Raw genomic sequence first — 13938 nt, 5'->3', positions numbered from 1 at the left:
GGAGAGAATCTGACGCATGAAAAACCTCGACAAGGTAGCGCCCTATGCATCGTCTGTTACACAGGGCGACTTGTGCACCATGACAACGCTCGTCGCTGAGACACAGGTATCGGCAAAAGACAGCATTGCATTTGCTGAAAAGACGCTGCTGGCGAACTATGTATACGGGAAAAATGGCACGTACAAGCTGATTTATACGGTGGTCGAGATTGATGGCAATATCGACAACTACATCGAGGATGACGGCATCTTGCCGACATTGTTCCTGAGTCCGGATCAGGAAAACTATGTGTCCGTCATCCCCTATCATCCTGACAAGGAACTGGAAATCAGCATTCCCATCTTTAATCGTGAAGACGTGGAAATACCGAAGGGCAGCCGTCCATTTACAGGAACCTTCTTTGGAACAACGGAAACCTGTTCGATATTTCACGATGTGGATTTCTATGACAGCAAACCCGATAAGATCCTGGCCATCGAATTTATCAATGGAAAACTAAAAAAGAAAAACAATATCAAGATCCCATTGCCCGCAAATAACAGAATCAGCATTGCCAACAAGGCGATTCATTTGCTGGCCAATGAAGACAGCCTGCTGCTGCACCGGGAGCTTGATGAAAAAGGCAATGTGATTCGCCATCGCGAAATCGACTCGGATGGCGTCTATGTTTTGCAGATATTAAGCGCTTCCTTCGATGGGAATTCTTATCTGCTGGCGCAGGAAAAAGACAAGCTCGTTATCCAGAAAATAGATGAGAATGGTGCAAGTGCCGTCATTGAATTGGTGGATTTTGCTGACCCATTGTTCAACACATGGCAACCAGTCAACATCGCCGACGACACTTTCATCACCCGCTTCAATAGCGAGTTTGGAAATGGCTGGCTGACCACGAAAAATGATCAGTTATTGGAAATCTTCTATAGCAAAGGTGAACAGGGCTACAGGAACTTGCTGACCAACGAGCTTTTGTCCATACCCCGTGACAACTTGATCATTTCAAGCATCAACAAGACGAGCGATCGTGCTTATGCGGTAGTGCTCTACCCGATGGCAGACGATAACGCGGGCAATGCCGAACTGATCGTCTTGAATCGCCGCTTGCAATAAGGTCGAACGCTTCAATGGCAGCGCATCCGCGGCATGGGCGGTCCATGCCGCGGATGCGTAGCGCTTACTTCCCTTTCCCCGCCTCCTTCACCGCCTCGTCCGGCAAGGCAAACGCCACCAGGCTGTCGCCCATCTTCGTGCCCAGCGAACCGTGGCCGCCGGCCATCACCACCACATATTGCTTGCCCGTCTTGTCGGAGACATAACTCATCGGCGTAGCTTGGCCGCCGGCCGGCAGGCGGGCTTTCCATACGGTCTTGCCGTTGCGCACGTCGTAGCCGCGGATGTAGTAATCGAGAGTGCTGCTGAGGAAGGCCACGCCGCCGCCCGTGGTGCTGATGCCGCCCAGGCTGGGCACGCCCAGCGGCAAGGCGATGGGCACGGGAGCGCTGTCGCGCGTGGTGCCGTTCTTGTGCATCCACACTTTTTTCATGGTGCGCAAGTCGACGGCGGCGATATAGCCCCAGGGCGGCGCCTGGCATGGGAAGCCCAGCGGCGACAGGAAGGGCTTGATTTCCACGGCAAACGGTACGCCCGTCTGCGGCTGCAAGCCCATTTCCGTGCCCGTGCCGCCCGGCGCATTGGCTTGCGCACGCGGCACCAGGCGTTCCAGGAAGCCCATGTAGTCGGGGTTGACCAGCAGCAACTGACGCACGGGATCGACGGCCGCCCCGCCCCACTCGAAGATGCCGAGCGGACCGGGCGAAATGATGGCGCCCTTGATCTTGCCTTCGGCCACCGTTTGCGGCGTGAACGGCCCTTCATAGCGGTGCTGGCGGAAGATGATGCGGCACGCCAGCTGGTCGAACGGCGTCGTGCCCCACATATCCGTTTCGCTGATGTTTTTCTCGGGCAAGAACGTGAGGGCCGAAAATGGCTGCGTGGGCGACAGCTTGTCGCCGGGGGCCGCGTTGGCGGTCGGCACGGGTTTTTCCGGCGCCGGCACGACCAGGCTGCCGTCGCGCCGGTCGATCACGTAGATATCGCCGCGTTTCGTCGTGGCCACCACGGACGGTACCTTGCCTTTCGGCGTGTCGATGTCGACCAGGGTCGGTTGGCCGCCGATATCCATGTCCCATATGTCGTGGTGCACGGTCTGGTACACCCAGCGCACCTTGCCCGTCGCCAGGTCCAGCGCGACGATGGCGCTATTGTATTTCTCGCCATGGGGGTTGCGGTTGCCGCCCCACGTGTCGGGCGTTTCGTTGCCCATCGGGATGTACACCATGCCCAGCTTTTCATCCACGCTGGACACGCCCCAGGAATTCGGCGAATTGTTGGTGTAGGTTTTCCCCTCGGCAATCGGCGCCGTGTCGTCCGGGTTCGAGGCATCCCAGTTCCACATCAGCTTGCCCGCGACGGGATCGTAGCCGCGGATCACGCCAGACGGCTCCTCGGTGGAAAAATTGTCGGTCACGCTGGCGGCCATCACCACCACGTTTTGCGCCACGGCCGGCGGCGACGTCGGCATCAGGAAGCCCCGCTTCTTCATGCCCATGCCGTGGTACAAGCCGATGACGCCATTTTCGCCAAAGCTCTTGCACGCCTCGCCCGTATCGGCATTGACGGCGATCAAGGTCGCATCCATGGTGGGCGCGAAGATGCGGCGCGGGCATTCCATGCCGGCCGCTTCCGGCGCCGGGCTGTCCTTGGCGCGGCCCGCATTGACGTCCCAGTAGGCGACGCCGCGGCAAATCATGTGCTGGTAGCTGGACGCGTCGCGATTGATCTTCGGATCGTGGCGCCAGATTTCCTTGCCCGTGTCCGGGTCCAGCGCGATGACGATGTTATGGGGCGTGCACAGGTACAGCATGCCGTTCACTTTCAGCGGCGTGACTTCGTTGGCGATCTCGCCCGGATCCGTCGGCCCCTTGAAGTCGCCCGTGTTGTAGACCCACGCCTGTTTCAGCTGCGCCGCGTTGGCCGGCGTGATCTGCGCGGCCGGCGCATAGCGGTCGCCATAGCCGGAGCGGCCATATGCGGCCCAGTCGTTGGGCGCCACGCCGGGCGCGAAATCGCCTGCGGGCACGGCGGCCATGTTCTCGGCCGGCACTTCGCCATGCAAGGTGTAATAGTCCTGGAACAGCGAGAACACGCCCACGGCGGCCGTCAGCACCACGGCGGCGGCCAGCGCGCTCTTGCCCGCGTCGCGCGGTTTCGCCCCGGCCGTCAAGGGCGGATCGAGGCGGCGGTCGATGAACGGCAGCAGCAGCCAGACGGCGGCGGCGAACCAGATATCGAGGCGCGGCAGCAATTGCCACCAGTCGAACTTCACTTCGATCACGGACCAGATCAGGGTGCCGAACAGCAGCAGCGCAAGGAAGAGCTGGGCGCTGCGCCGCCTATTCCACACGAGCGCACCGGCAACTATCATGCCGATACCCGCCACGACGTAATACCAGGAACCGCCGAGGCTGACGAGCCAGGCGCCGCCGCCAACGAGCGCCAGGCCCAGCAAGATAAAGATGACTGCGGTGATGACAAGCAAGGGTCCAGGCCGGGCAGAGGCAGTCATGATGCTCCTTTACAAGAGTCAGTCGGCGGCACGCGCCTGCGCACCGTATTTGATGGCAATCAATGAAATTACATTTTTTCACTAATTGACAAAGCGTGCCACACGCCAGAACGCCCGCCGCGTGCCGTGTGGCTTTTTATACACGACATGCGCGTTCAGCCATCTTCCGCGATGCGATTTTGATGAAAAACATAAATTAAAATAGATAAACAACAAATTTCTCGAATAAAACAAATTTTTTGGCGTAAAATGAAAAAACTCATCCAGGCAAAGTATTTTTCTTGAATTTCACTTCATTGGAGCGGCGCCCATCATGACCATCGCTAAACGGCTGTACGTCTTGATCCTTTCCGTCGTCCTGGGACTGGCCGCCCTGGCGGGCTTTGGCATCTACCAGATGGACCGCGTGTACACGGCGGCCAGCTATGCCACCGTCAACACGGTTCCCAGCCTGCTGACCCTGAACCAGGCATTCGTGCCGTTCACGCAGATGCGCACGGCCGTCTGGCAGCACATGGCCAGCAAGGACGCCGCCAGGCGCGACAAACTGGAAGCGGGCATCAACGAGGCGCGCGCGGCGGTCGGCAAGGCGCTCGACCAGTATGAAAAGGAAAACATTTCAGATGAGCAAGACAAGGCGCTGCTGGCCACGGACCGTGCCGTGCTGCTGCGCTACGACGCCGTGCGCGACAAGGTGCTGGCGCTGTCGAAGGCGGGCGAACTCGACGCCGCACGCGACTTGCTGATGGCAAGCCAGCCCCTGATCAAGGAACTGGTCGACGCCCTCGCCGCTCATCACCGCTACAACGAAACCCTGGCCGCCAGGGGGGCTGCCGACGGCGCCGCGGCCGCGGCCAGCGCGCGCTGGATTTCCTGCAGCCTGGCCCTGGCCGTGACGGCCCTGGTGGCCGGCATGGGCCTGCTGCTGGCGCGGCGCATCGCCGCCTCGCTGGCCGATGCCATCGGCGTGGCCCGCACCATCGCAAGCGGCGACCTCAGCGTGCAGGTCAGCGCCGCCTCGCACGACGAGGTGGGCCAGCTGATGACGGCCCTGGCGGAGATGAGCGCCAGCCTGGTGCGCATCGTGGCCGAAGTGCGTGCCGGCACGGACACCATCGGCACGGCGTCAAGCCAGATCGCGGCGGGCAACCTGGATCTGTCGGCGCGCACGGAGCAGCAAGCCGGCTCGCTGGAAGAAACCGCCTCGGCCATGGAAGAATTGACGGCCACCGTGCGGCAAAATGCGGACAACGCCCGCCAGGCCCGGCAAATGGCCGTCAGCGCCTCGGACCAGGCGCAGCGGGGCGGGCAAGTGATGGGCGACGTGATCCGCACCATGCAAGCGATCGACAGCTCGTCCGCCAAGATCGCCGACATCATCGGCGTCATCGACGGCATCGCCTTCCAGACCAATATCCTGGCCCTGAACGCGGCGGTGGAAGCGGCGCGCGCCGGGGAACAGGGACGCGGCTTTGCCGTCGTGGCAACGGAAGTGCGCAACCTGGCGCACCGTTCGGCGGTGGCCGCCAAGGAAATCAAGGCACTCATCGGCGACTCCGTGCAACAGGTACAACAAGGCGGCAAGCTGGTCCAGCAGGCTGGCGCGACCATGACGGAAGTGGTCGACACGGTACGCAGCGTCACCGGCATCGTCAGCGAAATATCGGCCGCCAGCGTGGAGCAAAGCACGGGCATCGAGGAAATCAACCGCGCCATCGCGCAGATGGATGAAGTCACGCAGCAGAATGCGGCCCTGGTCGAGGAAGCGGCGGCGGCATCGCAATCGCTGCAGGAGCAGGCGGCCAAGCTGGCCGACGTGGTGGGCACCTTCAAGCTGGCGCAAGGACAAGCCGGCGCGGCGCCCCGCGCGCCTGCCGCCCGGCGGCCCGCACAGCACAAGGCCACGCTCAGGCTGGTCGCCACGCGCCACGCGGGCCAGGCCAGGAACACGACGCCGGCCGGTGCCGATGCCGGCGACTGGGAAGTATTTTAGGTCCGTCCTCACGCAGGATCACGCGCATCGTCCGCACTGGAGCACCGCCATGAACGCCTTTCTCTCCATCCACCCCTTCCTGCGCTGCGAAGACCTGTCGCTGATGCGCCCGGCGCTGGCGCTGGCAGGCTTGCTGTTGCTGCTGGCCGCCCTGCTCTGGCGCCGCACCCGCTGGCGCCAGGCCGGCCGCGCGCCAGCGGCCGGCGCCAGCACGCCGTCCGACCTGCATCAACTGCTGCAGATGCGCAAAGCGGCCCCGCCGGCCAGGGGGGCTGACAGCGCACCGCCGCCGCAAGCGCCCAGGGCGCCGGGCGCGCCGCCATTCGAACTGGCCCGCCTGGACGCCATGTTCGGCCACGACCGGCGCCTGCAGGGCGAGATTCTGGCCCTGTTCGTGGCCGAGACGCGCGACCGCCTCGCCGGCATCGCCCATGCGCTGCGCTGCGAGCGGTCCGCCCCGGCGCGCGTGCTGGCGCAGGAAATTCTCGACGGCAGCCTGGCCATGGGCCTGCTCCCCTTGCAGGCGCTGGCGCGCCAGGCCGTGCATGCGGGCTTTGCCAACGATATCGGTGCGCTGCGCCGCCTGCATGCGGAACTGCTGATGGCGCTCGACACGCTGTCGCAAGCCGTCACGGCCCTGCAAACGGGCGCGGTGCTGGCCGAGGAGCGCAGCGGCGCCGGCAGCCGGCCATGAGCCCGGACGTCGGCGTGGCGCGCCAGCCCGGCCCAGAACCAGCCAGGTTTTTATTGAATTCATCTAATTCGTTAAAATTGATTTTTTGAGCGCGATTGCGTATCATCTCCTTCAACTTCATCCGCGACCAGACAGCCCATCATGCACACTGCAGACGTTTGCACTACCCAAAAGGCCGCCGAAATCCTCGGCATCTCGGTGACATCCGTGCAGCAACTGGTCGAGGCCGGCGTGATCGAAGCCTGGAAGACCAAGGGCGGCCACCGCCGCATTCCCCTCGCGGCCGTCGAAGCCTACAAGGGCAATCCCGGCCAGCCGGGCCAGGACCAGCGCGCCGCACGCGCGGGCCGCCCCGCCCCGTCGGGCCGCCCGCCGTCCATCCTCGTCATCGAAGACAATCCGATCGAACGGGCGCTGTATGAAAAGCAGATCGGTTCCTGGGGCTTGCAGGCGGACTTGCGCTTTTGCGAAAACGGCTACCAGGCGCTGATGGAAATCGCCCGCGACCAGCCCGACATCCTGTTGGCCGACATCATCATGGAAGGCATCGACGGCTACGAGGTGATCCGCACCATCCTGGCCGACCCGCTGCTGGCGGACATGCACATCGCCATGCTGTCGAGCCTGACGCCGGAGGAACTGCAAGAACGGGGCGGCGTGCCGCCCGGCGTGGTGTTCTTTGCCAAACCCGTCAATTACGACGAGCTGCGCGGCTATCTGCGCGCCTGCTGCGCCGGCCATGCGCGGCGCAACAGCCTGGCCGCCTAGCCGGCCACCGCCTCCCCCCCGCCACGGAGCCGCCATGCCAGCCTATCGCCACATCGATCCTGCCGTGCTGTTCCAGGCCACCGGGCGCGACCTGGAGATGTTCCGCGCCCTGTCGCAGACCTACCTCGATACGGCGCCGGCCATGTTTGCCCGCGTCGAGCAGGCCGTGCGCGGCGGTACGGCGCAAGCCATCGTGCACAGCTGCCATACCTTGCGCGGCACCGTCGTCCTGCTGGGCGCCGGTGCCCTGGCGGCGCGCCTGGCGGAATTCGAGCAGCTGGTGCGCCACCAGGGCGTGCCGGCAGCGAACTGGCTAGCTGAGACGGCGGCGCTGGTCGGCGCGGTGGAGCAGGAGGTACGCCGCAGCATGCTCGACTACACGGGCGCGCAGGCATGAACGCGCGCCAGGCCGCCCTGCGCCTGGTGCACCGCTATCGGCCGCGCACCACGGCGGCCGTCGTGGGCCTGGTGCTGGTGGGCCTGCTGGCGCTGCGCATCGTCGTCTCCGGCGTGCTGCTGCACCGCGAAGCCGTCGACGACTGGAAACAGGACTTGTCCAAGCTGTCGCTGCTGCTGGCGGAAAACACGGCGCAGAGCATGACGGCGGCCAGGCTGGTGCTCGACGGCGTCAGCCGCGACATCGATGCCGCCGCCCCGGCAGACGCGCAAGCGCTGGCCGCCGCCGTCGGCACCCCGGCCATGCAGCAGATGCTGCGGCACAAGATCGGCGGCGTGCCGCAGGTGGACGGGGTATCCATCGTCGGCGGCGATGCCAAGGTGCTGGCCTTCAGCCGCGCCTTTCCCGCGCCGTCCATCCGCCTCGACGAGCGCGATTACTTCGAGTATCACCGGCGCCACCCGGACGGCGGCATGCATGTCAGCGCGCCCGTGCAAAACAAGGGCGATGGCGCCTGGACCTTCTATATCAGCCGGCGCATCAGCGGCACGGACGGCCGCTTCCTGGGCGTGGTGCTGGTGGGCCTGTCGTGCGACTTCTTCAGCACATTCTTCCAGAACACCAGCATCGGCGAACACACGGCCTTTTCCCTGTACCGCAGCGACTACACGCTGCTGGCCCGCTGGCCGGCCGTACCCGCCATGATGGGCAAGCGCAACCTGACGGGCAGCACCTACCGCCTGCTGGAACAGGGCAAGACCGATGGCGTGCTGCAGGTGGACTCGCCGCGCGCGGCCGACCAGGGGCGCGCGGTCGACCGCCTGGCCGCCATACGGCTGGTGCGCGACTATCCGCTGGCCATCAACGTGACCGTGACGGACGACGTCTACCTGGCGGGCTGGCGGCGCATGCTGCTCACCATGGGCGGCGCGGCCATCGTCAGCCTGCTCGTGCTGGCCGCGGCCGTCGCGCTGATCCTGGCCCTGCTGCGGCGCCAGGAGCGCGACGCGGCCACGGTGCTGGCGCTGCAGGAGCGCGCACCACCAGCGGATGCCGCCAAGCCGCCGGAGCAGGAGATAGCGCAGGGCGCGCGCATCCTGCTGGTCGAGGATACGGCGCTGAACCGCCAGCTGGTGTGCCTGCAGCTGGGCACCTGCGGCTACGCCATCGACACGGCGGAGAACGGCGCGCTGGGCCTGCAAGCGCTGGCCGAACAACAGTACGACCTGGTCCTGATGGATTGCATGATGCCCGTCATGGACGGCTACCAGGCGTGCCTGGCCCTGCGCGCCCGCGAAGCGGCCAGCGGCGCGCCGCGCCTGCCCGTCATCGCCCTCACGGCCGGCGTCACGGACGACGACCGGCAGCGCTGCGCGGCGGCCGGCATGGACGATTACCTGTCCAAGCCCTTCACGGCCGCCCAGCTGCGCGCCATGGTGGAACGCTGGCTGGCGCGCTAGCCCGCGGCGGCCGCCTGGCGGCAAATTGGCCACACTATCACCTGCGTAGTCATGCGCAAAAGTTGTTCTCCGTGCATATCGGGTATAGCATCGCCACATGACCTACCACACAGATGCGGCGGCAGTGCACAGGCGATTGATCGAATGGCTGTTTTTGCTCCTCGGGCTGCTGATCGTGGCTGCCGCCCTCGCCTACGCGCACCTGGCCGAAGCGTCGCGGCACGATGCGGCCGAGCGCGAACGGCTCAGCGTGCTGACGGCGCTGCTGGCAAAAAATATCGAAGTCGACCTGGCGTCGACCAACCTGGTGCTCGACGGCGTGATCCGCGACTATCTTGCCGCCGGCGCCGCGCCCGACGCCGGGCAAGCGCTGCCCCGGCGCCTGGCCGCGCTGGTCGACGCCATGCCGGGCGTGCGCACCATGCTGGTCATCGATGCCGGCGGCAAGCCGGTCGCCACCAACATCCCGGAACTGGCCGGCCAGGATTTTTCGCGCCGCGGCTACTTCCAGACGGCGCGCGACGCCCCCGATGCGCGCATGCTGTACATCTCGGCGCCTTTCCTGTCCTTCAAGCGGGACCTGGTCATCACGGCGGCGCGCATGGTGCAGGACCGGCAAGGCCGCTTCGCCGGCGTCGTCGTGGCCACCTTCGACCCCGACTATTTCACGGCCAAGTTCCGCACCGCCATGTATGCGCCCGACGTCTGGGCCGTGGTCGTGCATGGCGACGGCCGGCAATTCCTGAACTATCCCCCCAGGAACGCCAATGGCGGCAATGTGGACGCGCCCGGCAGCTTCCTGCGGCGCTTTCGCGACAGCGGCTTTCAGGCGGGCGTGCTGAGCGGTGTCGAGATTGCCGGCGCCGGCGGGTCCGCCTCCCCCCGCGTCATGGCGATGGCAACCATCGCCCCCGCCGCGCTGCACATGGACCGCGCCCTGATCATCGGCCTGAGCCGCGAAGAAGCGGCCATCGCCGCCCCGCTGCGGCGCCAGGCGCTGGGCTACGTGCTGGGCTTTGCCATGCTGGCGCTGGCCGCGGCCAGCCTGCTGTTCTGGAGCCAGCGGCGGCGCCGGCAGCAGGCGGCCTGGCAGGTGGAACAGGAAAGGGAACGCCAGGCCATGCAAGCCGTGTCCGACAGCGAAACGCGCTTTCGCACCCTGATCGAAGATGCGCCCGTGGCGATTGCCATCCTGCGCCATGGGCGCTTCGTGTATTCCAACCCGCGCTACCGCCACCTGCATGGCTATGCGCCCGAGGATGACCTGAGCGGCCTGGCCTGGCGCACCATGCTCACGGCCGACTCGCAAGTGGCGCTGGCAAGCAACGAGACGCTGATCGAGGCCGATTCGGCCAGCGAACAGGTGTTTGAAGCCGTCGGCCTGGACAAGCAGGGCCGGCCCGTGCCCACCCTCAAGACCAGCACGCGCGTGATGCTCAAGGATGGGCCGGCCACCTTGATCTTTGCCCAGGATATTTCCGCGCAAAAGCAGGCCGAGGCGGCCATGCTGCTGGCGCGCGACGGGGCCGAAGCGGCCAACCGCAGCAAGGCGGAATTCCTCGCCAACATGAGCCATGAAATCCGCTCGCCGCTGAACGCCATCCTCGGCATGGCCTGGCTGCTGGAAAGGGGCCGCCTGGATGAAGAGGGACTGTTGATGACGCGCAAGATCCGCGCCGCAGGCCAATCCCTGCTGGGCATCATCAACGACGTGCTGGACGTCTCGAAAATCGAGGCCGGCCACATGCGCATCGAGCAGGCGCCGTTCCGCCTGGCCGAAGTGATCGAAAAGATTGCCGCCAGCATGGGCGTTGCCGCGCACGACAAGCCGATTGAGGTGCGGATCGGGCCGTTGCCCGACGGCATTGACCACATGCTGGGCGACGCGCTGCGGCTGGAGCAAGTGCTGGTCAACCTGGGCAGCAATGCCATCAAGTTCACGCCGCAGGGCACGGTCGAGCTGCTGACCACGCTGGACAGCCGCGACGGCGACGCCGCGGTGCTGCGCTTTTGCGTGCGCGACACGGGCATCGGCATCGCCCCCGAGGTGCAGGAAGCGATCTTTTCCGCCTTCGCCCAGGCCGACAGTTCCACCACGCGCCGCTTCGGCGGCACGGGACTGGGTCTGACCATCTGCCGCCAGCTGGTCCGCCTGATGGGCGGCACCCTGCAGCTGAAAAGCGGCCTGGGCCAGGGCAGCACATTCAGTTTCACGGTGCCCCTGCAATTGATGCCCGCCGGCGCCCTGTCCTCACCCGACATGCAGGGCCTGCATGTCTTGCTGGCCGATGACAACCCCGGCACGCGCGAGGCGGTGGACGCCGTGGCGCGCGGCCTGGGCTGGAGCGTGCATGCCGTGTCCGGCGGCCAGGCGGCACTCGATTATGCGCTGGCCTGCGCCGAGGGCGAGCGGCCCGGCGTCGTGCTGCTGGCCGCCCGCATGCCGGACCTGGACGGCGAAGCGACGGCGCGCGCGCTGCGCGAATACTTGCCGCCGCAGGATTGCCCCGTCGTCATCCTGGCCGCCAGCGGCGCGCCGGCAATGGCGCCGGCACGGCGGCGCACCGACCCGGTCTATGCCGCCGATGCCATCCTCAACGAGCCGGTGACCGCTTCCAGCCTGTACAACGCGGTGATGGCTGCGCGCCAGCAGCGCGCCAGGGACGCCGGCCTGGACGCCAGTCTGGTTCCGCTGGAAGAGCGCCAGCTGGCCGGCGTGCGCGTGCTGGTGGTCGACGACAGCGAAATCAACCGCGACGTGGTCAGGCATATCCTGTGCGACCAGGGCGCCGTCCCCTCGTTCGCCTGCGATGGCCAGCAGGCGCTGGACTGGCTGCTGGCCCACCCCGCCGACGTCGACATCGTGCTGATGGATGTGCAGATGCCCGTCATGGATGGCTTGCAGGCGACGCGCGCGCTGCGCCAGTTGCCGCAGTTCCAGGACTTGCCCGTGGTGGCGCTGACGGCCGGCGCCTTCCAGACGCAGCGCACGGCGGCACTGGAAGCGGGCGTGAACCATTTCATCAGCAAACCGTTCGACGTGCCGCAGACCATCGCCCTGGTCGCGCGCGCGCACCGGCGTCATGCGCAAGGGCTGCCTGCCCTGCCGCCTGTCACGGCCGAAATGGCAATGACCGAGCCGCCGGCCGGCGCGGCGCCCGCGATCGACCTGGCGCAAGGGATGGCGCAGTGGCTCGATGAAGCACCCTACCGCCAGCACTTGTTGTGTTTTAGCAACACCTACGGCGACACGGTCGGCGCCATGCGGGCCCTGCTGGCGGCCGATGCGCGCGGCGACGCGGCCGCGCTGGCGCACAAGCTGGCCGGCGAGGCGGGCAGCCTGGCCCTGCCCGCCACCCTGCATGCGGCCCGGCATGCCGAACAGCTGCTGCACGCCGGCGACGATGCGGCCGCCGCGCTCGACACACTGGAGCAGGCGCTGGCGCACGCCTTCGAGGCCGTCGCCGGCTTCACGGCACGGCCGCCGCCGCCCGACCAGGCGCCCGTACCAAAAACGCAACATGGCCAGGCATGCCAATGATAAACTTGCCAATATGAAATTTTGGGAGACGCCATGATCTGGTGCAGGGATTTACTGCTGAGAGCCTTGATGCTGGGCCTGCTGCTATTCGTCGTGGGCGAATCGCTGTCCTACTGGACGCCGGAAATCAGGAAACTGCTGGCCTGGCGCCCTTTCTGACGCTTAGCCTTCGCGGCCATCCACCCTGGCGCGCCACAGGTACGGCGCATACACGCACGCATACAGGCCAAAGGCCAGCGACCAGCAGGCGCCCGCTGCCAGCAGCAGCGGCATGGCCAGCGTTGCGGGACCGACGGCGGCCAGCAGGCGCGCCAGCGCGCCCAGCTGGATCAGCCAGTACATCGCCGCTTCCGCCCTGCCGCCTTTCAACGGCCGCCCTGTGTGGCCCAGGGTGGTGCGCGTCATCATGCCGATGATCAGGCCCGCCATCGAGCCCACCGTCAGCGCGTGAAACGCGGCGCTGGCCGGCAGCAGGCCCAGGCTGGCGGCCGCCAGCAGCGCGAAGCCGATGCCTATCCACGCATACGACAGGTGCAGGATCCACAGCAGCGGCACGCGCAAAGTGCGCTGTGGCTGCCAGGCCAGCAGGTTGGTCAGCGAGACGCCGGCAGCACAGAAAGCCAGCGGCGCCGTCAGCCAGGCCGGCGCGCCGGCCAGCCACGCGATCGCGGCCGCCGCCATGCAGGCCACGGCGATCAAGGCCCGCCGCGGGCTGGCCACCGGCGTGCTGCCAGGCGCGCCATTGCGGGTAAACATGGGGATCACGCGCGCGCCGATCACCGATTCGATCAGCACGATGATGAAGATGGCCGCCTGCACGGGCAGGAACAGCGACAACGGCAGCCAGCCCAGCACGGCCGCATGGAACAGGCCGTTGGCCAGCGCCAGCAAGGCCAGCAAGCCGACGAGGAACAGGTTGCGCGTATTGCCCGAGCGGCGCAGCACCCGATACAGGGGCCAGGCGGCCAGCGGCAGGAACAGCCAGTCGACCAGCGCCGTCAGCAGGCTGGGCCCGCACAGCATGGCCACGCGCCCCGCCAGCCACAGCGCCGCCAGCGCCATCAGCGGCGCGCCGTGCGGCGTGGGCAAGCCCGTCCAGTTGCGTCCCGCCGTGTACAGGAAGCCCACGACGACGGCCAGCGCGAAGCCGAACACCATTTCATGCATATGCCAGCCCAGCCCCACGTGCAAGCCGCCCGCCAGCACGCCGAAGTAGCTGGCCAGCCACAGGGGAATGCTGATGGCCGCAAACACGGCCGCCAGCAGGTAAAACGGGCGGAAACCCAGTTGCCAGACGGCGTGGCCGGCATGCCAGGGCGCCGCGCCGGGGGCGGCGGGAGAAGGAGATTGTTCGCTGATCGGGGTGATGGCCATGATGGGCTCGCATTTAAAGATATATTCAATATACTACTTTAAAAGCGCAGCTGCCGCCATCGGCAAAAGGATTAGACGGCTAGCCCGC

10 protein-coding genes are annotated in these 13938 nt (G+C 66.0%); 8 read left to right on the top strand and 2 right to left on the bottom strand.

Features of this window, described 5'->3' with window-relative positions:
- Positions 1-16 precede the first annotated feature (16 nt).
- Positions 17-1108, top strand: coding sequence for a hypothetical protein (locus tag O3300_RS01470; protein ID WP_305051763.1), 1092 nt, complete (start codon positions 17-19; stop codon positions 1106-1108).
- 64 nt (positions 1109-1172) lie between these two features.
- On the opposite strand, the gene O3300_RS01465 is transcribed toward O3300_RS01470, so the two are convergent.
- The gene (locus O3300_RS01465; RefSeq protein ID WP_305051762.1) at positions 1173-3623 is read right to left on the bottom strand and encodes a membrane-bound PQQ-dependent dehydrogenase, glucose/quinate/shikimate family; all 2451 of its coding nucleotides are present in this window, start codon (positions 3621-3623) and stop codon (positions 1173-1175) included.
- A 313-nt stretch (positions 3624-3936) separates the two neighbouring features.
- Here O3300_RS01465 and O3300_RS01460 point away from each other — a divergent pair, with 313 nt between their 5' ends.
- The 7 genes from O3300_RS01460 to O3300_RS01430 all read left to right on the top strand — a co-directional run bounded on the left by O3300_RS01460 (position 3937) and on the right by O3300_RS01430 (position 12635).
- Positions 3937-5616 carry a methyl-accepting chemotaxis protein gene (locus O3300_RS01460; RefSeq protein WP_305051761.1) on the top strand — a complete coding sequence of 560 codons (1680 nt, stop codon included), beginning with the start codon at positions 3937-3939 and terminating at the stop codon, positions 5614-5616.
- A 49-nt stretch (positions 5617-5665) separates the two neighbouring features.
- Positions 5666-6310 (top strand): hypothetical protein, encoded by a 645-nt coding sequence (locus tag O3300_RS01455; protein ID WP_305051760.1) that lies wholly within the window; start codon positions 5666-5668, stop codon positions 6308-6310.
- Positions 6311-6451: 141 nt separating this feature from the next.
- Complete coding sequence (locus tag O3300_RS01450; RefSeq protein WP_099664209.1) at positions 6452-7078, top strand: response regulator; 627 nt, start codon at positions 6452-6454, stop codon at positions 7076-7078.
- 34 nt (positions 7079-7112) lie between these two features.
- A complete protein-coding gene (locus tag O3300_RS01445) occupies positions 7113-7475 on the top strand; it encodes an Hpt domain-containing protein (protein ID WP_305051759.1) in 363 nt (120 codons plus the stop codon).
- Positions 7472-8935 carry a response regulator gene (locus O3300_RS01440; RefSeq protein ID WP_305051758.1) on the top strand — a complete coding sequence of 488 codons (1464 nt, stop codon included), beginning with the start codon at positions 7472-7474 and terminating at the stop codon, positions 8933-8935. The genes O3300_RS01445 and O3300_RS01440 overlap by 4 nt, the downstream gene beginning before the upstream one ends.
- 97 nt (positions 8936-9032) lie before the next feature.
- A complete protein-coding gene (locus O3300_RS01435) occupies positions 9033-12476 on the top strand; it encodes a response regulator (RefSeq protein WP_305051757.1) in 3444 nt (1147 codons plus the stop codon).
- A 33-nt stretch (positions 12477-12509) separates the two neighbouring features.
- A complete protein-coding gene (locus O3300_RS01430; protein ID WP_257218626.1) occupies positions 12510-12635 on the top strand; it encodes a hypothetical protein in 126 nt (41 codons plus the stop codon).
- A 3-nt stretch (positions 12636-12638) separates the two neighbouring features.
- On the opposite strand, the gene O3300_RS01425 is transcribed toward O3300_RS01430, so the two are convergent.
- Positions 12639-13850, bottom strand: coding sequence for an NnrS family protein (locus O3300_RS01425; RefSeq protein WP_305051756.1), 1212 nt, complete (start codon positions 13848-13850; stop codon positions 12639-12641).
- Positions 13851-13938: the final 88 nt, after the last annotated feature.

Source organism: Janthinobacterium sp. SUN206 (assembly GCF_030587305.1).
Classification (GTDB): Bacteria; Pseudomonadota; Gammaproteobacteria; order Burkholderiales; family Burkholderiaceae_D; genus Janthinobacterium; species Janthinobacterium kumbetense.
The sequence above is the reverse complement of the archived record's forward strand: the minus strand, read 5'-3'. Positions and strand labels throughout refer to the sequence as shown.